Source organism: Arthrobacter sp. zg-Y769, from assembly GCF_020907405.1.
Classification (GTDB): Bacteria; Actinomycetota; Actinomycetes; order Actinomycetales; family Micrococcaceae; genus Arthrobacter_B.
Genome location: NZ_JAJJOE010000004.1, coordinates 81,084 through 100,037, shown reverse-complemented (window position 1 = coordinate 100,037; position 18,954 = coordinate 81,084). Strand labels below are relative to the sequence as shown.

Here is an 18,954-nt window from a genome sequence, read left to right as displayed (position 1 = left end):
AGCGCCTTGTCGTACGTCCGGAAGCAGAAGCCAACAAGGTTCTCCCGCGGCGGCGCTGACCCGTATCCCGGGACGGGCAGGTGCCTTTCCCCTTGGCCGCCCGGGCCCGGCGGGTAGAGTCGGAGCATGGGTGCAACTGAACTGATTCTGGTCCGCCACGGTGAATCCGCCGGCAATGTGGCCGCTACCCGCGCCGGCCGCGAGGGTGCCGAACGTATTGATCTTCCCTGGCGGGATCCCGATGTTCCGCTCAGCTCCGACGGCGAGCAGCAGGCTGCAGCCCTTGGCCGCTGGTTTGCCGGGCTTCCCGCCGAAGAGCTGCCCGACTCTGTCTGGTGCTCGCCCTACCTGCGCGCCCGGCAGACAGCGGAACTGGCAGGGCTGCCCGGCATCACCGGCGGCATGCGCATCGATGAACGCCTGCGGGACCGGGAACTGGGCATCCTGGACCTGCTGACCTCCGCCGGCGTGGCCGCGCGCTTCCCTGAAGAAGCCGAACGGCGGTCCTGGCTGGGCAAATTCGCCTACCGTCCGCCGGGCGGCGAGTCCTGGGCCGACGTCGCGCTGCGGCTGCGTTCGGTGTTCCGGGATCTCGATGACGAGGAAGACGGCAAACGCGTGGCGGTGGTCTGCCACGACGCCGTGATCCTGCTGATCCGCTACGTCCTGGAACGGATGAGCGAGCAGGAACTGCTGGACACCGCCGCCGCCAACAGCGTGCGGAACGGCTCAGTGACCCGGCTGGTGCGCCCTGCCGGATCCGGGCCCTGGAAGCTGCACACCTTCAACAGCGTGCTCCACCTGCAGGACAGCGGAGCACCGGTAACCGAACATGCAGGAGAAACTGATGACATCCACCCCCGCTGAGCTTGTTACCCCCGCGCTGCTGCGCGGCTGGCGGCTTTCCACCGAGGCCTCCGGCAAGGAGGACCGCGGCACCGTGCTGGTGGTCGGCGGAGCCCGCAGCACTCCGGGGGCGGTGATGCTGACCGGGCTTGCCGGGCTGCGGGTCGGCGCCGGCCGCCTGACCATGGCGTTGGCGGACTCGGCGGCGATCGCCGTCGCCGTGGCCATCCCCGAATCTGGGGTGGTGGGACTGCCCGAGGAAGACGGCGGAATTGACGGCGGCGCGGCAGGAAGGCTGCTCGAAACCGATCTTTCGACGGCGTCAGCGGTGGTGATCGGTCCGGGCCTGGACGACCCCGACCAGGCCGCAGCGCTGTTGCGGTCAGTTGTGCCGCTGCTCGGGGAAAAGACCCAGGTGGTGCTGGATGCCTACGCCCTCGGAGTGCTGCCCGGGCTGCCGGAACTCTACGACACGCTGGCCGGCCGGCTGGTCCTGACCCCGAACGGTGCCGAAATCGTGCGGCTCCTGGACGATGAGGACGCCGACGAGGACTCCCTGGACCTGCCGAAGGCGGCCTTGGAGGTGGCGCGGAAGTATCAGGCGGTGGTCAGCGCGCACAACGTCATTTCCGCTCCCGACGGAAGAAGCTGGGAGGTCCCTGCCGGGAATTCCGGCCTGGGCACTTCGGGTTCCGGAGATGTCCTGGCCGGCGCGGTGGGCGGATTCCTGGCGCGCGGGGCGACGCCGGAACAGGCCGCCTGCTGGGGCACTTACCTGCACGCCGTGAGCGGGGACCGGCTCTCTGCTTCACGGGGTCCGCTCAGCTTCCTGGCACGGGAACTGCTCGAAGCCATGCCTCCGGTGATCGCGGAGCTGAACTAGCACGGGGCCGTATCCTGGCTGGATGCCCCATACGTCCGGGCCGGCCCATATCCTGAGGGTATGACTGCGAACGAATACCGGACCGGACCGGCGGGGCGTCCACCGGCTCAGATACCGTGGCTTTCCTACCGCTTTACCCGGCGTGATGCCGTAGCGGCAGGGTTCTACGCGCTGTTCCTGCTGGTCTTGAGTTTTGCGCCCGGACTCGTGATGCCGGTGCTGGTGATGCTGGTACCGGATCCCGTTGCGGCCGCCTACGTCCTTAACCTGGCTTTTTACGGGGTTGCCGGTCTGCTGGCCTTCCTAGCGGCCCGGCCTTACGTGGTGCGGGAAACGAAGATCCTGGCTACCCGGCCGGTGCTGTCCCTTTCGCTGATCCCTGTCGGCGTCATCGCCATGCTGATTGTCACCATGGTGGCGGTGTTGGTTACCGGGCAGGCTGAAACAGCCGTAAACCAGGAAGCCGTGGAGGGATTCGTCGGGTCTGTTTCGCCCTGGCTGGTGGTGCCGCTGCTGGTGGTGCTGGCGCCCTTTGTCGAGGAGTACATTTTCCGGCACCTGCTGATCGGCAAGCTCAGCCGGTACTGGAATCTCTGGGGCTGCTGCATCCTGTCGGTGTTGCTGTTCGCCTCCATCCACATTGTGGGCAAGGAATCCCTGTCCCTGGCGGTGCTGATGCCCTACCTGGCGATGGGCGCCACCCTCGTGGGCATCTACGTCTGGGCAGGCAACAACTTCATGCTTTCCTACGGTGTGCATGCCGCGAAAAACCTGTTGAGTGTCATCCTCATCTACACCGTGCCGCCGGAGCTGCTGCAGCAGTAGCGGCTGTCTCCGCCAGTGCCCGCCCGCTTCTGTACAGCGGATGCTGGCTGCCGCGTCGGCGTCGCCCGCTTCTGTACAGCTGATGCTGGCCGTGGACCGATCAGGGCGCATCTGCTGTACGGATGGTGAGCCACGGCGTCGTTAGTTGATGCAGAATTCGTTTCCCTCGGGGTCGGCCATGGTGTACCAGGACTGCGGTCCCTGGCTGGCTTCGTAGAGGAAGGTAGCACCCCGCTGTTCCAATGCGGTGCGCGCCTCCTCTTTGTCCATGTCGTCCAGCCTCACGTCGAGGTGAATCCTGTCCTTGACAGTCTGGTCCAGGACGGACTGGAGGATTCCCTGGTCGGTGGGTTCCCGTTCCCACTTGAGGGTTTCGGCCCACCAGTCAGCCTGGGCGAGGGCATGGGCGCAGTCGACACGGATTCGAATGTTTTAGGCCATGGCGCCGAGCGTAGGTTTAGCGCGGTTCTCCGGCACGGGTATTGCAGGTAGTGCGACCGATTCCGGCCGGACGATGCCGGCCGGGCTGGCTCCGCCCCGGAATCCGACGGAACTCCGGGGCGGAGCAGCACACCTACGAGCCGGCCTTTTCGATCCGCTCAGTTTCCGGTGCCCGCACCACGGAGCCGTTGCATGGAACCACCCGCTCCGGCCGGGCCAAGTAGAAAAAAGAGCTCCGGGCCTCGGAATCGAATCCGCCCGGCACCATCAGGGTGGAATAACGCCGGCACCACTGGGGAGTGTCGACGGCGGCCGCAAGCGCAGCGGCGACGGCCCCAACATTGTGGAACCACATCAGGTGCTGGGTTCCCTCGGATACCAGGTAAATGAGGTCCAGCTGCGGATCGGCCGTGACTTCGACGTCCGACCACTGCTCCCAGCCCTCGAGCCGGCGTCGGTGGATCCAATGGATGTTGTGGCCCGGGGCGAAGCCGCTGCAGTTGCTGAGGCCGGATTTGCTGACACTGGAAATGCTCACAGTGGGTTCCTTTTCAGGTTGTCCTTGCCTGCAACGGACGAAGCAGGCCGCTTCGTCATCCGAACCACCCGCCGAACAGTGGGGTTGGTGTGGGGCCAGTCGGAGCTTTTGTGCCCGGGGTACCGGGCGAAGGCCACATCTCGTGAAGCTGAAAACTACTCTAGCGGAGGCCACTGACATTTCGACAGGGGACCGTTTTCGGAGCCCTGGTGTACGTTTGGCGGTTAGAGGGTGGGCAGCGCCGGGCGCGCGGGTGTCGTCGGGCGGCCGGGTGCCGCCGGGCGGACCGGTGTCGTCGGGCGGCCGGGTACCGCCGGGCGGACCGGAACGGCGGCAACGAAAATCCCTGCTCGCAGAGCTCGCAAGGATTATTAAAGCCGCCTAACCCGGCCCGTCCGGCGCCCATGTTGGCACCTCGCCTTCCCGTCCGTGCGAGGGCCTCGGGGGCGGACGACTCCCTCCCCGTCGGAGATGCGCGTAGGCCGGGCCCTGGCAGGGATGCTGCCCGCCGCCGGAGGGCCTGGAGGAAGGTGCGCTGGGAGCTATACCCGCCGCCGGAGGGGCTGGACGAAGGTGCGCTGGGACCTACACCCGCCGCCGGAGGGGCTGGAGGAAGGCGGCTTTAATATTCTCCGCGAGCTCTGCGAGCGGGGAATTTCGTTGCCGCCGTTCCAGCCCCGCAGGGGGCGGACCCCGGCGGACCCGCCGGCCCTTCAGAGGCTGCCCCGGTCCAGGGACGCAACCTACCGCCAGCCGGCTCCCGGAGCCACAAGCTTCACGATGCTCTCCAGCAGATGCGCGTTGTACTCCACGCCCAGCTGGTTCGGTACGGTCACCAGGACGGTGTCGGCTTCCTGGACGGCGGCGTCCGCGGCCAGCTCAGCAGCAATTACATCGGGTTCGCCGATGTAGCTCTTCCCGAACCGGGCCAGGCCGCCGTCGAGGTGGCCGACCTGGTCCCGTCCTTCGGCCTGTGCCCGGAGCCCGAAGTAGTGCCGGTCCTGCCCGGTTACCAGGGGAATGATGCTGCGGCTGACGGACACCCGCGGAGTTCCCTGATGTCCGGCGTCGGCCCAGGCCTTCCGGTACGCCGCGATTTGCTCGGCCTGGAGCTGGTCGAACGGCACCCCGGTGTCCTCGGTCAGGAGGGTGGAGCTCATCAGGTTCATGCCCTGCTCACCGGTCCACTTGGCGGTGGCCCGGGTTCCGGACCCCCACCAGATACGCTCCGGCAGGCCGGGGGAAAGCGGATCAACGGCCATGGCGCCGGTGCTGCCGGTCATCGCCGGATCAGCCTGTGCCACACCGGCGCCGGCAATGGCTGCCCGGAAGACTTCCGTGTGCTGGCGGGCCATCTCGGCGTCCGAGGAATCGGGTCCCGGAACGTAACCGAAGGACTCATACCCGCGCAGGGCGGGCTCGGGGGATCCCCGGCTGATGCCGAGCTGCAGCCGCCCGGCACTGATCAGATCGGTCGCGGCTGCATCTTCGGCCATCCCGATCGGATTCATATAGCGCATGTCGATCACACCCGTCCCCAGCTCGATCCGGCTGGTGCGGGCAGCCATGGCCGCCAGCAGCGGGAACGGTGCGGAGAACTGCGGGGCGAAATGGTGGACCCGCAGATACGCGCCGTCGACGCCGATCTCCTCCGCCGCGACGGTCAGCTCAACCTGCTGGCGCAGTGCGTCTCCGGCGGAAGGGGTCAGGGACCCGATGGCATTCCGGTAATGTCCGAAGGACAGGAACCCTATTTTCTTCATAGAAACTCCAGCGCCGGAAACGTCGGCAGTATTCCCGCTCACATTCGGGAACCAGCGAAAGGATGCAGGCACAGTGCATATCACCATTGTCCCGGGCTATCAGGGCTCGCCGCCGGAGCAGTGGCAGAGCCGCTGGGAGGCGGAGCTGCCGAACGTCACCCGCATCGAGCCGTCGTCGTGGGATGAACCCGAACTGGAGGACTGGATGGCCGCGCTGGACCGGGCCGCCGGAGCCCGGAACGGGCAGACGGTCCTTGTGGCCCACAGTTTGGGCTGCCTGGCGGCGGCGGAATGGGTGCATCGAAACCCCGACGGCGCCCGCGGAGTGTTCCTGGTCAGCCCGCCGGATCCGTTTGCCGCGTCCTTTCCGGAAGTGGTCGGAACGTTCCGGAATCCGCGGATGCAGGAGCTGCCCGTTCCCGGCCTGCTGATCGCCAGCGAGAGCGATCCGTACTGCGCGCTGCCTGCCGCCCAAAGCATCGCCGCCGCCTGGAAGGTGCCCGTCATTGACGTCGGCGAGCTGGCCCACATCAACGAGGACAGCGGTGTGGGCTACTGGCAGCAGGGCCGCGACCTCCTCACGGCGTTCACCGCAGGGCTGGGGGAACCGGCGGCAATCGGATAAGAATGGGCACATGGACCTTCCAGTGATGCCCCCGGTTGCCCCGATGCTGGCCAAATCGGTCAGCGCCCTGCCCCGCGGGGACTACCTGTACGAACCCAAGTGGGACGGATTCCGCTCCATCATTTACCGGGACTGCGACGACGTCGAGATCGGCTCCCGGAACGAGAAGCCGATGACGCGGTACTTCCCCGAACTCGTCGAGGCCCTTCGGCAGAACCTGCCCGAGCGGTGTGTGCTGGACGGGGAAATCGTTATGGTGGCTCCGGACGGCAAGCGGCTGGACTTCGAACTGCTCCAGCAGCGCATCCATCCCGCGGCAAGCCGGGTGAAGCTCCTCGCGGAAGAAAGCCCGGCCCGGTTCGTGGCCTTCGACCTGTTGGCACTGGGCGACGTCGACTACCGGGGGCGCCCGTTCTCCGAACGCCGGGAGGCCCTGGTGCAGGCGCTGAAAACGGCGCAGGCACCCGTGTCCGTCACCGCCGCCACCGACGATGCAGACCTGGCGCAGGACTGGTTCGGACGCTTTGAGGGCGCCGGCCTGGACGGCATCGTGGCCAAACCCCTGGCCGGTCCGTACGCACCTAACAAGCGCACCATGGCCAAGCTCAAGCATGAACGCACCGCCGACTGCGTGCTCGCCGGGTACCGGGTCCATAAGGCCGGTCCGGAGCTGATCGGATCCCTGCTGCTGGGCCTATACAACGCCGACGGCGTGCTGGTGAACGTGGGCGCGGCAAGTTCCTTTTCCATGGACCGCCGCCGGGAACTGTTCGAAGAACTCCAGCCGCTGGTCGCCGTCGGGGACGGACACCCCTGGGCCGAGGGGGAGCAGGAGAAGGGCACCCGCACCCCGCGCAACTCCGAAGGCAGCCGCTGGAGCGGTAAAAAGGACTTTTCCTTTGTGCCGCTGCGCCCTGAACGGGTGGTGGAGGTGCGTTATGACCATATGGAAGGGGAGCGGTTCCGCCACGTGGCCCAGTTTTCCCGCTGGCGGCAGGACCGCATCCCCGAATCCTGCACCTATGACCAGCTCGAGGAACCGGTGAAATTCGACCTGGCGAAGGTGCTGAACGGCGCCTCCTGACCAGGTGGATTCCGGCGGGCAGCTGGTGCGCATGTGTGGCTGGCCGGTACGGATATCCGCTCCGGGGGTAGACCGGAGCGGGCGGGTCGCGGCTACCGTTTAAGACCAGCCCCAGCCAACAGCAGGCCGCGATACCTTCCGCCTGGTCTGCCAGCCCACCGGAAAAGCCGATGCTCCAGGATACAGACCTCGAAAACCTCCGCAGCGTTGTCCACGGCCCGCTGAGCCGCCCCGGAAACCCCGGGTACGCCGCCGATACAGCCGGTTTCAACCCCTCCGCAGTCCCGCGCCCCGATGCCGTACTTGGTGCAGCCGGCGTCGACGACGTGCAGAACGCCGTGCGCTGGGCAGCTGAGCGGAATATTCCACTGGGGATCCAGGCGACGGGTCACGGTGCTGCCGCCGTAATGGACGAGGGTCTGCTGATCAACACGTCCCGGCTGCAGGACCTCGCGGTGGACCCCGACGCCGGCACGGCCACCGTGGGTGCCGGCGTCCGCTGGCGCTCGGTGCTGGGGGAGACCGTGCTGCTCGGGCTTACGGGGCCGCATGGCTCCTCCGGAACCGTAGGGGTGGTTGGCTACGCGTCCGGCGGAGGGCTGCCGCTGATGGGCCGGGCCCTGGGATTTGCCAGTGACCATGTGCAGGGCATTGAGGTTGTCACTCCCGACGGCAGGCTGAGGCAGCTCGAAGCCGGCGGCAGCGAAGATGCCGAACTGTTCGCGGCGCTGCGCGGAGGGAAGGGCAATTTCGGCGTCATCACGTCAATGACCCTCGGACTGACTCCGTTCCGCGAGTTCTACGGCGGCGGGATCATGTATCCCGAGGATGCCGGCCCTGAGGTGCTTGCTGCGTTCCGCGCCTGGACCACCCAGCTGCCGAGTGACGCCTCGGCGTCCCTGGCCTTCCTGCACCTTCCGGATGTTCCGTTCCTGCCTGAGGAACTGCGTGGCACCGCACCGGTGCACCTGCGGTTCGGGCTGTTCGGCAGCCGGGAGGAGGGCGACACGCTGCTGGAGCCCATGCGGCGGATCTCCACGCCCATCATGGATACGGCGGGGCCGATGGACTACGGCGCAATAGACAGCATCCACATGGATCCGGAGGACCCGGTGCCCAGCCTCGACCGGGGGTGCCTGCTGGGCGCGTTGCCTGACGAACTGACCGATGCATTGACGGGCCAGGTCGGGCCCGGATCGAATACTCCCTTGATGATGACGGAAATCCGGCTGATGGGCGGGGCCCTGGCCATGGACCCTCCGGTTGAGGATGCGGTGTCCGGTCGGGATGCAGCGTTCAACCTGTACGCGCTGGGACTGAATGTCCCGCCGGTTGCGGACGCCACCGCGGCCGCGCTGGACCGGCTCGACGACGCCGTCGGGCCCTACACGGCAGGCGCGCTGATCAATCTCCGCGGGCATATCCGTACGGAGGCCGATGCCCGGCCGGCCTGGGATCCGGAGGTGCTCCGGCGGCTGCAGGCCGCCAAAGCCGCCTACGATCCGCAGAACCTCTTCCGGTTCGGGCCCCCGGTTCCGCTGCCGGTGCCGTAAGGACTGGCGCCGGAGCTACCGGCGCCTGACCGGTGCCTGACCGGCGCCGCCCGGAGGGTGGTCGGGAGGGAGACCTACCGGTGCCCGCCGCGGCAGCCGACCCCGAAGGCGCTGCCCGCGTCTTCAAGGATGGCCGCGGTGTAACCCTCGCGGTAGCCCGTCTCGGTGGGGTGCAGGTCCAACGGGCCGCCCTCGAAGATGATCCAGGAATCGGCGGAACCGACACCGTGCCCGGCGAACTCGTCCACGACATCCACGAACACCCCGCTGTCCGGAACCTGACCGGCGATGACCGCGTTCAAGGCGTCGGTTCCCTCGTTCAGGAGGGTCTGCGCCTCGGTGCTGATCGGTCCGGGGGTTCCGGCTTCAAACAGGTACGGATACCCGGTCACCACCAGGGTCGCCCTCGGAGCCAGTCCCGTGATCCGGGCAAATTCAGCTGCCAGCTGCGGTGCCAGGACGGTCTGTGCATAGGTGACAGCGGAGTCGATGGCCGGGGTACAGGTGGCCGGCAGCTGCGGCCCGGCACAGGCGAGTATCACGGAAGCGAACCGGAGGTCATCGCCGCCGATGGTCACCGTGACGGTGTCCGTTCTTCGATTCAGCAGACCCCGGGCAGCGGCGTCGTCGATCTGCTCGGGAAGGTCCACCGGAGCGTCGAGCGGGGTGGTGAGGGCAGTGGCGCCCGAACAGGTGACATTACCGTCCAGCTCCACCCGGTCCAGGGCGTCCAGAAGCGCGGGGTAGCCCTGCGCGGTGCGGCGGCACGCATCCAGCTCGGGTCCGCCGCCGACGCCGGAGGCATACGAGTCGCCGAACGCGACGTAGTCGACACTGCGGTTCCCCTGACCGTGCCCCCGCCAGCCCCCATTCCCGCCGTGTTTGCCGCCGTGTTCGTGGCCGCCGCGGTGTTCAAGGGAATGCCCGCCGCGGGAATCGGATCCGGAGGTGCCGCCGGCGCTGGCCGGGACAGCACCTCCGGCCAGAAGGGCAGCGGTAGTTAAGGACAGGACAGCCAGACGGCGGAGAGACAGCGGTTTGGGGCTCATCATCGTGCTCCTTTATGGCTGGTACAACATTGCCCAGGGGCAAGAGTCTGTCGCAGCGGATTTTCCGCGGCAACCGCAGACCCCGGCATTGGGTGCGCGGGCAGGCTTTCCGCCGCAGCGGGCACCAACGGGTGTGTTCCAACTCGCTTTCGGCTACGCTGGCGATATACCGACCGTATGGTCAGTAATCCTGCGGGTAAGGACGCGTGCAGGAGGACGGCTGCGGTTTCTCCCCGTTTCGAAAGGCACCGAAATGACGGCAACCGCCATCGACGTCGAAACCGTTCCCAGCTATGTCCGGGATGGCTGGTGGACACCGGATCCCGCCGGCACCCGCGGCACCGAGGTGCATGACGCCAGCACCGGTGAGCTGCTGGCCCTGGTCAGCAGCGAAGGCCTGGACACCGCCGCCGCCGTCGAACACGCCAGAACCGTGGGCCAGGCCGAGCTGGGGAAGTCCACCTTCCATCAGCGGGCCCTTATGCTCAAGGAACTCGCGATGCAGCTCAACGCGCAGCGCGAGGAGCTGTACGCCGTCTCCACCCGCAGCGGATCCACCCGGACGGATTCACTGGTGGACATTGACGGCGGGATCGGCGTCCTGTTCGCCTACGGTTCCAAGGGGCGCCGGGAGCTGCCGAACTCCACCGTGATCATTGACGGTGCCGTGGAACAGCTGGCCAAGGACGGGTCCTTCCTCGGCGAGCACATCTACACGAGGATCCCCGGCGTCGCCGTGCAGATCAACGCCTTCAACTTTCCGGTCTGGGGCATGCTGGAAAAACTGGCTCCGGCGTTCCTTGCCGGAGTGCCCAGCATCGTCAAGCCGGCCACCCCCACGGGGTACATTGCGGCAGCGGCCGTACGCATGATCGTGGACTCCGGCATCCTTCCCGCCGGATCCCTCCAGCTGATTTCCGGCTCCGCCCGGGACCTGCCGGACCACCTCGATTACCGGGACATGGTTTCCTTCACCGGCTCGGCTGCCACCGCGGAGCGCCTGCGTGCCCATCCGCAGATCGCCGTCGGAGGTGTCCGGTTCACGGCGGAAACGGATTCCCTGAATGCCGCCATCCTGGGCCCCGACGCCGTTGCCGGCACCCCCGAGTTTGATGCCTTCATCCGGTCCCTGGTCACCGAGATCACCGCCAAGGCAGGGCAGAAGTGCACCGCCATCCGCCGTGCCATTGTTCCGGCCGGACGGGTGGACGAGGTGGTTGCCGCCGCAGCCGAGCGCATCCGCGGGCGAGTGGTCCTGGGCAATCCGAGGGCCGGGAACGTAACCATGGGCGCCCTGGCCTCCCGGGAACAGCTCGACGGCGTCCGGGAGGCGGTGCGGCAGATGCTGGCGGCCGGCGCCCAGCTGGCACTGGGATCGCTGGAGGCCCCCGACGTCGTACTGGCCGACGGGCACATCGGAACCGCACCGGAGGGTGCCTTTATGGAACCGGTGCTGCTGACGTGGCCGGACAGCGGCGCCGACGCGCTGCACAGCATCGAAGCGTTCGGGCCGGTGGCCTCGGTGGTCGGCTATACCGACGTTGCCGACGCCATCCGGCTGGCCGCCCGGGGCGGAGGCTCACTGGTGGCCACGGTCTGCACCAATGACCCGGAGGTTGCCCGGGAGCTGCTCACCGGCATCGCCGGACACCACGGGCGGGTATTGTTCCTGAACCGCGAAGACGCGCGGAGTTCCACGGGGCACGGCTCACCGGTACCGCACCTGGTGCACGGCGGACCGGGCCGCGCTGGCGGCGGCGAGGAGCTGGGCGGCATCCGTGCCGTCCGGCACTACATGCAGCGCACCGCGGTTCAGGGCTCGCCCAACATGCTCACCAGCATCACCGGAATCTGGCACCAGGGTGCGGACCGCCGGTTCGACGCCGGCCATCCGTTCCGTAAGGCGTTGAGCGAGCTGCGGGTGGGTGACGCCGTGCGGTCCGACCTGCGGGAAGTTGCGCTCGAGGACATTGCCGCCTTTGCGGAGACCACGGGGGACACGTTCTACGCCCATACGGACGCTGCAGCGGCGGAGGCCAATCCGTTCTTCCCGGGCATCGTGGCGCACGGTTACCTGCTGCTGTCCTGGGGAGCCGGCCTGTTTGTGGATCCGGCACCGGGGCCGGTACTGGCCAATTACGGGCTGGAGAACCTGCGGTTCCTGACACCGGTTGCTGCGGGGGATTCCATCCGGGTCACGCTGACGGCCAAGAAAATCACGCCTCGTGAAACGGACGAGTACGGCGAGGTGGCCTGGGATGCCGTGCTCACCAACCAGGACGACGAACTGGTGGCCACCTACGATGTGCTGACCCTGGTGGAAAAGTAGGTCCCCCGATGTGGCCGGGCTAGGTACTGCGCCTGCGGTACGTCCGCATCTTGGTCCGCGCTCCGCAGATTTCCATGGCGCACCAGGTTCCGCCCCGGTTGCGGGACGCATCGAAAAAGACCCAGCGGCAGACGTCCCGCCGGCAGGCCTTCAAGCGGGAGAGCTGGGACGGGTCGGCGCTGACGAGGACGGCGCCGATCCGGGCAAGGGCCGTGCGGACCGGCGGCTGTGTCGCCGGTTCAACGCGCGGCGCGCCGCCGGAGACCGCCACCCGTACGGGGAGTTGGCCCAGTGCGCGGTCCAGACGGTGCAGGCCGTCGGCGGTGTCGGCGGCCGGGATGCCATGGCTGCGCTCGCCGTCGTCATTCGTGTCACCGTGGTCGCCGTGCGCGCCGTCGTGGTGCGTGAGGAAGAGGGACCGCAGCCCCTCCCGGAGATCGAGCGCCAGCATCAGGTCCTCGGCTGTGGCCCGGGCGCCCTTCTCGACCAGCCCGTAACCGGCAAGCCAGGCCGCGAGATCGCCGGGCTTGCCCAGGGCGTCCGTCCCGCCTTCCCGGTCCGCCGTATTCACGAACAGCTGGGCAAGCCGCAGGGGTGCAGGTGCCGGTGCACGTCCGCCGGGCTCGGGGTATCCGCCGTCGAAGGGGACCGAGTCAGTGTTACCGCTCACTGTGCTTTACCGGTAACGTGTGCCGGAGCAGCGGACAAACCGACGGGGGACCCATTGATGCACGCGTCAGCACGGCTGAGGATGGGTCGTCGTCTCGGCGGCCTCGTGCGGTTCCACGCCGCAGCGGGTCTGCGTATCCGGTACATGCCTTCATTATTGCCCGTCACGCCCCCAGGTGCCGTGCAGCCGACGGCGGCGGCATGAAGGACCCAAGCTGGGTGCTGCTGCGGACGAACCGCAGCTTCCGCCGCTACTGGCTGGGGCAGACCGCTGCCGGCGCGGGGGCACAGGTCACCGGCATCGCGGTCCCGCTGGTGACTGCAATCGCGCTCGACGCCGGCCCGGCTGCGGTCAGCCTTGTCGCCGCGGCGGGCACCCTGCCGTACCTGTTGTTCTCCCTGGTGGCCGGGCACCTCCTGCAGGGACGGGACCAGCGGCGCTCGATGGTCGCGGCCGATATTGCGCAAGTTGTGATCCTGGCGCAGATTCCCCTCGCCTGGGCCGGAGGATGGCTCAGCGTTCCGCTGCTCGCGGCAATCACTTTCCTCAGCGGCTGCTGCGCGCTCGTTTTCGGGTTAGCCGCCTTCGCCTACGTACCGGCACTCGTGGAGGACAAGGACCTTGCACCCGCCAACCGGGCGGTGCAGGCCACGAGGACCGTCACCGAGATCAGCGGCCCGGGCCTGGCAGGGCTGCTGGTCTCGGCGGCGGGTGCTCCCGGTGCACTGATCGCCACCATCGCGGGCCATCTGGCGTCAGCGGCCGGTGTGGCCTCCAGCCGCCCGCGGTCCCGGACTGCAGGTGCGGGCTCGACGACGGCGGTCCCCGTCCCCGAGCCCGGCCAGGCTCCGGGAGCTGCCTCAGCCCAGGAGAAGCGGCCCACGCTCCTCACCGGACTGAGGATCCTGTTCGGTGACCGCCATCTGCGCGCACTGACGGTCCATGCTGCCACCTACAACGCAGCCGAACAGGTCCTGATCCTGAACCTGATTCTCTGGGCGGTGCAGCAGCAGGATGTCGGTGTTGGGGCCTACGGCCTGGCGCTGGCCGCAGCCGGTGTCGGCGGTCTGCTCGGCACCCTGACTGCACTCCGCCTAGCCGACATGGCGGGGCTCGGACGAGCCTTCGCCATTTCGCTGGTGCTTTCCTGCGGGGTTCCGCTGCTGCTGCCGGTCTGGCCGGCCACCGGGTGGACCCTGGCAGCTGTCATTGCTGCGGTCATGCTGCTGCGGGGTATCGGCGAGGGCAACGCCAACATCTACTCGCTGACGATGCGCCAGCAGCTCATTCCACGGGATGAGCTCACGCGGTCGGCAGGAGCCTATACCCAGGTGATGTACGGCTCCATTCCACTGGGTGCCCTTCTTGCCGGCGTCGTCGGCGAAACGATGGGGGTCCGCGCCGGCGTCCTGATCGGCGCCGTGGGGCTGGTGCTCTCTGCCGTACCAATGCTCACGCCCGCATTCCTTCGGCTCCGCACCATCCCTGTCCCGGCCGCCGCTTAACCTCCCGGCCTGCGGGGGCCGGGGATAGGGTCAGGTGACACGGAGCCAGGCGTCGCCCATTTGTGCCCGCCGCCAAATCTGCCGATCCCCTTCGACCTCACGGACGCGGTCAGTCAGCCACAAGGTGCTGTCCGGGTCCCAGCCGGCAATCACTGAGGCGGTGCCGGCGTCGACGGGGAGGGCGTGCCCTGCACTGCTGAGGTAGCCCTGGACCGTCAGGTGCACGGCGTCCCATTGTCCTGCTGCGCGTTCCCAGTCGGGGATCACCCAGCGGCCGGCGCGTCCCGTGGTGCGAAACCAGTCATGTCTGCGGGAGGCGGTGACCTCCAACGGGTAGGTACGGCACAGCGTCATCCAGTCCTCGGGGGAGCGGATGTGGAGGATCCTGCCGGTGCCGCTGACCGGAATGGCGGTCGCTTCTTCCACATCACTCGAGTCCTCGACGAGGCTCAATCCGGCGGGAATCTGCCCGACGGTGCGGACCAGCCCGAGCGGGATGGACCACCAGCTTCCGCTGAAAGGTGCCCGCGGATCCTGCGGCCGGTCCTTGGCGGCCAGCGCTTCCTCGGTACGGACAGCTGTGCCCCACTTCTGCAGGGTGCCTTGGGGATCCAGGGGCAGGGGTGCCGGGTCCTCCGCCGGCCGCCAGTCGATGGCCCACTGTTCCGGCGGGCCGGGCCGGCTCCACCACTGTGCCGCCGGTGCGCCCAGTGCACCTTCAGCCACGTGGTGAAGGACGTTGCGGATGACCGGGAGTGCGGCCAGCGCATCCTCCCCGTCGGGTTCCTGCCAGTACCGTGCCGCGTCGACGGACCGTTGGAGGGCCGCCTGGATCTGTTCGCCATCCAGGCGGCGGAGATCCAGGGACAGAATCCCGGCTGCGAGGTGGTCGGGCGAGGGCAGACCACCGGGGCCGGCGGAGCCGAACAATACCGTTGAAGTTCCTTTCCCCGGGTCGAGTTCGTAGCCCAGCCAGAACACCGCCGAGCGGATATCCGGATCCAGCTCGGCCGCAAGTTCAAGGCACAGGCGCCGTCCGCGCGGTCCCTCAAGGAGCTGTTCTGCCGGCGACATCATGGGCTCATCCTTGCACGCCGCACCGGCTCAGCAGTTGCTGCGCCGGATGGCCCAGTCGCAGATCAAAGCCGGTGTGATGGAGTCAGTGGCGCTGCGGGGGACACGGGCTCAGGAGCGGCGGGTATGCAGCCCGTCAAACACCATGGTGACGATGTTGTCCGCGAGCTTCTGCGCCGGCAGCGGCCCGCCGGGTTTGTACCACTCCACAATCGAGTTGATGGTGCCGAACAGCAGCCGGGTGGTGGTGCGCGGATCGATGTCGCTGCGTACCGATCCCTCGCTGCGGGCCGCCTCCACGAGCCCGGCCACCCGGTGGTCAAACTCCCGGCGGCGGGCCAGGGCACTGCGTTCAATCTCCGTGTTGCCGCGCAGGCGCAGCAGCAGCGTCACGAACGGCAGCCGCTCCGTCAGCACCTCGATGGTTCCGCGCAGGACAAATTCGAGCCGGGCATCCGCAGCGCCGGACGAGGCCCGGGGATCATCGAGAACCGCCTCCAGCCCGTCCAGTGCGTGGTCCAGGGCCAGCCGGAGCAGATCGCCCTTGGACGTTACATGGTGGTAGATCGCGGACTTCGTAATGCCCAGGTTTTCGGCCAGGATCCCCATCGAGGTGGCTTCGTAGCCGTGCCGGTTGAAAACGTCGACGGCCACGTTCAGCACCGTCTGCTGGTCATATCCCGGACGGCCGCGGCGCGGGCCGGAGACAGGGTCGCCGGCGGCCGTAGGATCAACGGCGGCCGCGGGCCCGGCGGATCCGGCGTCAACGGCGGACTCGGCATCAGCGGCGGGAACGGGAGCAGGATCGGCAGGCGACCCGGAAGAGACAGCAGGCATGGCGCCATTTTCCCACGTCAACGGGGGGTTCACCGCGGCGGGAAGGCGTCGGTGTTCCGCCGCAGGTCGTAGATCCGGCGGAGCTTGCCGCTGGAGCGTGCCAGCGTTCCGGGATCGACTACCTCTACGGCGCAGGAGGAACCGATGTGGCTCTTGATCTGGGCCGACAGTTCCAACGCAGCCGCCGCCGAGTCCGGCGTCGAGGTGTCCTCCCGCCGCTCGATCCGTACCGTGAGTTCGTCCAGGCGTTCCGGACGGCTGATTTCGAGCTGGAAATGAGGGCTCAGGGCCGGGATGCGCAGGGCGATTTCTTCGATCTGGGTTGGGAAAAGGTTCACTCCGCGCAGAATGATCATGTCGTCGCTGCGGCCGGTGATGCGTCCCATCCTGCGCATGGACGGCCGGGCGGTTCCGGGCAGCAGGCGGGTGAGGTCATGCGTCCGGTAGCGGATGATCGGCAGGGCCTCCTTGGTCAGGGAAGTGAAGACCAGTTCGCCGGGTTCGCCGTCGCCCAGGACCCGGGTGTCATCAAACGGGTCGATGATTTCGGGCCGGAAGTGGTCCTCCCAGATATGTGCTCCGTCCTTGCTTTCCACGCATTCACCGGCCACGCCCGGACCCATGACCTCCGAGAGACCGTAGATGTCGCAGGCGTCCAGATCCATCAGTGTTTCGAGTTCGTGCCGCATTTCCTCGGTCCACGGCTCGGCCCCGAGGACGGCGTTTTTCAGCGAGGTGGAACGCGGATCAATGCCCGCCGCGGTCATGGCGTCCGCGATGGCCAGCAGGTAGGTGGGCGTGCAGAGGATGGTGTCCGGCTCGAAGTCCACGATGAGCTGGACCTGCCGCTCCGTCTGCCCGCCGGACATCGGGATTACCGTGCAGCCGAGTTTCTCCGCGCCGAAATGCGCTCCCAGCCCACCGGTGAAGAGCCCGTAGCCGTAGGCGTTGTGCACCTTGAAGCCCGGCCGCACACCCGAGGCACGCAGCGAACGGGCCACCAACGACGCCCAATGCTCCAGGTCCCCGGCGGTGTAGCCGACGACGGTGGGCCGCCCGGTGGTCCCGGAGGAGGCATGGATGCGGGCCACCTGCTGCTGCGGAACGGCGAACATGCCAAACGGATAGGTCGAGCGCAGGTCCTCCTTCGTGGTGTAGGGGAACCGGGCCAGATCGGCCGGTTCCCGAAGGTCGGAAGGATGCACGCCGGCGTCGTCAAACTTGCTCCGGTACAGGGGCACCCGTTCGTAGGCATAGGCGAGGGTCTGCTTCAGGCGCGTCAGCTGCAGCGCCTCCAGCTCGTCCCTGCCCATGCGTTCCTCCCGGTCCCAGGTGGAAGGGTCGGCGGCGGTGGACTTGATCGGAGCAGCGGTGGCTTTCATGCGCGGCTTTCTGTCGGGTTCTCAGACGGTGTCCGGGCGGGGTTGCGGATGGTGCGCGAACGTCCGCGGAAGAGGGCGACGACGGCGGCGGTGCCGTCGGGGCGTTCGGACCGCACCTCAATGTCGTAGACCCCGCTGCGGCCGTTGCCGCCGCGGTGCTCGGCGGAAGCGGTCAGCAGGTCGCCGGCCATGGCCGGAGCCAGGAAGGTGATGTCGGCACCGGCGGCGACCGTGAGGGTTTCCCTGTCCCGGGCCGGTCCGCTGCCCTCCGGATTGCAGGCCAGGGCGAAGGCGGTGTCGGCAAACGCGAAGACCATTCCGCCGTGGCCGATGCCGAAGCCGTTGACCATCTCCGGGCGGAGACGCATCGAAATACGCGCCATCCCCGGGCTGACCGCCAGGACCTCGATGCCCAGCCAGGCCGAGGCGGCGTCGTCAACCAGGATGGGATGGGCAGGGGCCGTGCCCTGGGTGACGTCGGGGTCAGCCATGGGACCTCTTTTCTTTACCGAATGTTCATTAGGTAATCCCGCCGTCGTCCGGCTGTCAAGGAACAGGCCCGCTGCGCTGCGGGCTCCGGCGGCGGATTGAACTTACCGGCTGGCCGGGAGTGGCCGGAGGCCATGGCGTAACCTAGTGAGGTGACTCTCTCCGCGGCCACAGCCGTCTCTGGTCCTGTCCGGCCTCCAACATCTTCCCTCTTGCCCGAGTGGCTGGACCCGCAGGTGTTCCTTGCCGATCCCGCCCTCGCACCGTGGGTGGTCCTGATGGTCTGCGGCATTGTGTTCGCCGAAACCGGATTGCTTATCGGCTTCTTCCTGCCGGGGGATTCCCTGCTGTTCACCGCCGGGCTCCTGGTGGCCACGGGAACCATCGACATTAATGTGTGGCTGCTCGGGATCCTGGTCTTCATTAGCGCCTTCGTGGGCGACCAGACCGGCTATTACATCGGCAAAAAGGCAGGCCCCGCCGTTTTCAACCGGCCCGACAGCAGGCTCTTCAAACGGGAAAACGTGAAGCGCGCCCAGGTGTTCTTCGATCGCCACGGCGGCAAGGCCGTAATCCTGGCGCGGTTCGTTCCCGTGGTGCGTACCTTCACCCCGGTGGTGGCCGGCGTTGCAGAGATGAACTACAAGGCATTCGTTTCGTTCAATGCCCTGGGTGCCTTCCTCTGGGGCGTCGGGGTGACCCTGCTGGGCTATGTGCTCGGCGACCGGGTGCCCTTTGTCCGGGAAAACCTGGACCTGATCTTCGTGGCCGTGGTGGTGCTGTCCGTGATTCCGATTGTCATCGAGGTTGTCCGCCAGTCCCACAAGGCCGTAGCCAAAGACGACTCCGACGACGAAGACGGCTCCGCGGACGGCGCTGCTGAAGCGGCTGCCCCCGCAGCCGATGCCGGACCTGTCCGCAGCGCGGATGCCGGACGCCCTGCCGACGGTGTTGAGGGTGCAGGCCGCCGCACCGCTCCTGCCGACGGGCGCCGTCTTGTCACGCCGAAGCCGAAAGCCGAAGGCGCGGCCGAATAGTCCTCTCCGCCCGGCGGATTCCGC

18 protein-coding genes and 1 riboswitch are annotated in these 18,954 nt (G+C 67.7%); of the genes, 9 read left to right on the top strand and 9 right to left on the bottom strand.

All coding sequences use genetic code 11. The features are described from left to right. Positions 1–126 precede the first annotated feature (126 nt). The 3 genes from LOC60_RS02660 to LOC60_RS02650 are packed head-to-tail and all read left to right on the top strand — an operon-like array spanning position 127 to position 2,554. Positions 127–867 (top strand): histidine phosphatase family protein, encoded by a 741-nt coding sequence (locus tag LOC60_RS02660; protein WP_230021670.1) that lies wholly within the window; start codon positions 127–129, stop codon positions 865–867. Next, positions 848–1,729: an NAD(P)H-hydrate dehydratase gene (locus LOC60_RS02655; RefSeq protein ID WP_230021668.1), complete on the top strand. Its 882-nt coding sequence runs from the start codon at positions 848–850 to the stop codon at positions 1,727–1,729. Before LOC60_RS02660 ends, LOC60_RS02655 begins: the two co-directional genes overlap by 20 nt. 60 nt (positions 1,730–1,789) lie before the next feature. Further along, on the top strand, positions 1,790–2,554 hold the full coding sequence (locus LOC60_RS02650) for a CPBP family intramembrane glutamic endopeptidase (RefSeq protein ID WP_230021666.1): 765 nt from the start codon (positions 1,790–1,792) through the stop codon (positions 2,552–2,554). 141 nt (positions 2,555–2,695) lie between these two features. On the opposite strand, the gene LOC60_RS02645 is transcribed toward LOC60_RS02650, so the two are convergent. The 3 genes from LOC60_RS02645 to LOC60_RS02635 all read right to left on the bottom strand — a co-directional run bounded on the left by LOC60_RS02645 (position 2,696) and on the right by LOC60_RS02635 (position 5,296). Next, positions 2,696–2,983, bottom strand: coding sequence for a VOC family protein (locus LOC60_RS02645; RefSeq protein ID WP_230022817.1), 288 nt, complete (start codon positions 2,981–2,983; stop codon positions 2,696–2,698). Between the two features lie 145 nt (positions 2,984–3,128). After that, on the bottom strand, positions 3,129–3,533 hold the full coding sequence (locus LOC60_RS02640) for a hypothetical protein (protein WP_230021665.1): 405 nt from the start codon (positions 3,531–3,533) through the stop codon (positions 3,129–3,131). Positions 3,534–3,548: 15 nt separating this feature from the next. Continuing rightward, a riboswitch (SAM riboswitch) is annotated at positions 3,549–3,681 on the bottom strand. A gap of 595 nt (positions 3,682–4,276) precedes the next feature. Beyond that, positions 4,277–5,296 carry an LLM class flavin-dependent oxidoreductase gene (locus LOC60_RS02635; RefSeq protein ID WP_230021662.1) on the bottom strand — a complete coding sequence of 340 codons (1,020 nt, stop codon included), beginning with the start codon at positions 5,294–5,296 and terminating at the stop codon, positions 4,277–4,279. A gap of 73 nt (positions 5,297–5,369) precedes the next feature. Between LOC60_RS02635 and LOC60_RS02630 the strand changes: the two genes are divergently transcribed. The 3 genes from LOC60_RS02630 (at position 5,370) to LOC60_RS02620 (ending at position 8,558) form a co-directional block, all read left to right on the top strand. Beyond that, positions 5,370–5,921: an RBBP9/YdeN family alpha/beta hydrolase gene (locus LOC60_RS02630; protein WP_230021660.1), complete on the top strand. Its 552-nt coding sequence runs from the start codon at positions 5,370–5,372 to the stop codon at positions 5,919–5,921. A 10-nt stretch (positions 5,922–5,931) separates the two neighbouring features. Beyond that, on the top strand, positions 5,932–7,005 hold the full coding sequence (locus LOC60_RS02625; RefSeq protein WP_230021658.1) for an ATP-dependent DNA ligase: 1,074 nt from the start codon (positions 5,932–5,934) through the stop codon (positions 7,003–7,005). A gap of 170 nt (positions 7,006–7,175) precedes the next feature. Then, positions 7,176–8,558, top strand: a complete 1,383-nt coding sequence (locus LOC60_RS02620; protein ID WP_230021657.1) for an FAD-binding oxidoreductase — start codon at positions 7,176–7,178, stop codon at positions 8,556–8,558. A gap of 74 nt (positions 8,559–8,632) precedes the next feature. Here the strand turns inward: LOC60_RS02620 and LOC60_RS02615 are convergent, their stop codons facing one another. Continuing rightward, positions 8,633–9,607: an SGNH/GDSL hydrolase family protein gene (locus tag LOC60_RS02615; RefSeq protein WP_230021655.1), complete on the bottom strand. Its 975-nt coding sequence runs from the start codon at positions 9,605–9,607 to the stop codon at positions 8,633–8,635. 253 nt (positions 9,608–9,860) lie between these two features. Here LOC60_RS02615 and paaZ point away from each other — a divergent pair, with 253 nt between their 5' ends. Next, positions 9,861–11,936 carry a phenylacetic acid degradation bifunctional protein PaaZ gene (gene paaZ, locus LOC60_RS02610; RefSeq protein ID WP_230021653.1) on the top strand — a complete coding sequence of 692 codons (2,076 nt, stop codon included), beginning with the start codon at positions 9,861–9,863 and terminating at the stop codon, positions 11,934–11,936. A 19-nt stretch (positions 11,937–11,955) separates the two neighbouring features. Here paaZ and LOC60_RS02605 read toward each other — a convergent pair whose 3' ends face one another. After that, positions 11,956–12,606 (bottom strand): CGNR zinc finger domain-containing protein, encoded by a 651-nt coding sequence (locus LOC60_RS02605; protein ID WP_230021640.1) that lies wholly within the window; start codon positions 12,604–12,606, stop codon positions 11,956–11,958. Positions 12,607–12,806: 200 nt separating this feature from the next. Here LOC60_RS02605 and LOC60_RS02600 point away from each other — a divergent pair, with 200 nt between their 5' ends. Further along, positions 12,807–14,111 carry an MFS transporter gene (locus LOC60_RS02600; protein WP_230021638.1) on the top strand — a complete coding sequence of 435 codons (1,305 nt, stop codon included), beginning with the start codon at positions 12,807–12,809 and terminating at the stop codon, positions 14,109–14,111. A 30-nt stretch (positions 14,112–14,141) separates the two neighbouring features. Here the strand turns inward: LOC60_RS02600 and LOC60_RS02595 are convergent, their stop codons facing one another. The 4 genes from LOC60_RS02595 to LOC60_RS02580 all read right to left on the bottom strand — a co-directional run bounded on the left by LOC60_RS02595 (position 14,142) and on the right by LOC60_RS02580 (position 17,895). Continuing rightward, positions 14,142–15,188: a hypothetical protein gene (locus tag LOC60_RS02595; RefSeq protein ID WP_230021636.1), complete on the bottom strand. Its 1,047-nt coding sequence runs from the start codon at positions 15,186–15,188 to the stop codon at positions 14,142–14,144. A gap of 108 nt (positions 15,189–15,296) precedes the next feature. After that, positions 15,297–16,022, bottom strand: a complete 726-nt coding sequence (locus LOC60_RS02590; RefSeq protein WP_230021635.1) for a TetR/AcrR family transcriptional regulator — start codon at positions 16,020–16,022, stop codon at positions 15,297–15,299. Positions 16,023–16,051: 29 nt separating this feature from the next. Beyond that, the gene (paaK, locus tag LOC60_RS02585) at positions 16,052–17,404 is read right to left on the bottom strand and encodes a phenylacetate--CoA ligase PaaK (protein ID WP_230021634.1); all 1,353 of its coding nucleotides are present in this window, start codon (positions 17,402–17,404) and stop codon (positions 16,052–16,054) included. After that, entirely contained in the window at positions 17,401–17,895 is a 495-nt protein-coding gene (locus LOC60_RS02580) for a hotdog fold thioesterase (RefSeq protein WP_230021628.1), read from the bottom strand. Before LOC60_RS02580 ends, paaK begins: the two co-directional genes overlap by 4 nt. Before the next feature lie 210 nt (positions 17,896–18,105). Here LOC60_RS02580 and LOC60_RS02575 point away from each other — a divergent pair, with 210 nt between their 5' ends. Next, positions 18,106–18,930, top strand: coding sequence for a DedA family protein (locus LOC60_RS02575; protein ID WP_230021596.1), 825 nt, complete (start codon positions 18,106–18,108; stop codon positions 18,928–18,930). Positions 18,931–18,954: the final 24 nt, after the last annotated feature.

Bases quoted from the DNA above. Each gene is read 5' to 3' on its own strand.
- LOC60_RS02595 (WP_230021636.1), bottom strand. From the start codon at position 15,188: ATGATGTCGCCGGCAGAACAGCTCCTTGAGGGACCGCGCGGACGGCGC.
- LOC60_RS02655 (WP_230021668.1), top strand. From the start codon at position 848: ATGACATCCACCCCCGCTGAGCTTGTTACCCCCGCGCTGCTGCGCGGC.
- LOC60_RS02590 (WP_230021635.1), bottom strand. From the start codon at position 16,022: ATGCCTGCTGTCTCTTCCGGGTCGCCTGCCGATCCTGCTCCCGTTCCC.
- LOC60_RS02650 (WP_230021666.1), top strand. From the start codon at position 1,790: ATGACTGCGAACGAATACCGGACCGGACCGGCGGGGCGTCCACCGGCT.
- LOC60_RS02620 (WP_230021657.1), top strand. From the start codon at position 7,176: ATGCTCCAGGATACAGACCTCGAAAACCTCCGCAGCGTTGTCCACGGC.
- LOC60_RS02600 (WP_230021638.1), top strand. From the start codon at position 12,807: ATGAAGGACCCAAGCTGGGTGCTGCTGCGGACGAACCGCAGCTTCCGC.
- LOC60_RS02660 (WP_230021670.1), top strand. From the start codon at position 127: ATGGGTGCAACTGAACTGATTCTGGTCCGCCACGGTGAATCCGCCGGC.
- paaZ (WP_230021653.1), top strand. From the start codon at position 9,861: ATGACGGCAACCGCCATCGACGTCGAAACCGTTCCCAGCTATGTCCGG.
- paaK (WP_230021634.1), bottom strand. From the start codon at position 17,404: ATGAAAGCCACCGCTGCTCCGATCAAGTCCACCGCCGCCGACCCTTCC.
- LOC60_RS02615 (WP_230021655.1), bottom strand. From the start codon at position 9,607: ATGAGCCCCAAACCGCTGTCTCTCCGCCGTCTGGCTGTCCTGTCCTTA.
- LOC60_RS02625 (WP_230021658.1), top strand. From the start codon at position 5,932: ATGGACCTTCCAGTGATGCCCCCGGTTGCCCCGATGCTGGCCAAATCG.
- LOC60_RS02580 (WP_230021628.1), bottom strand. From the start codon at position 17,895: ATGGCTGACCCCGACGTCACCCAGGGCACGGCCCCTGCCCATCCCATC.
- LOC60_RS02635 (WP_230021662.1), bottom strand. From the start codon at position 5,296: ATGAAGAAAATAGGGTTCCTGTCCTTCGGACATTACCGGAATGCCATC.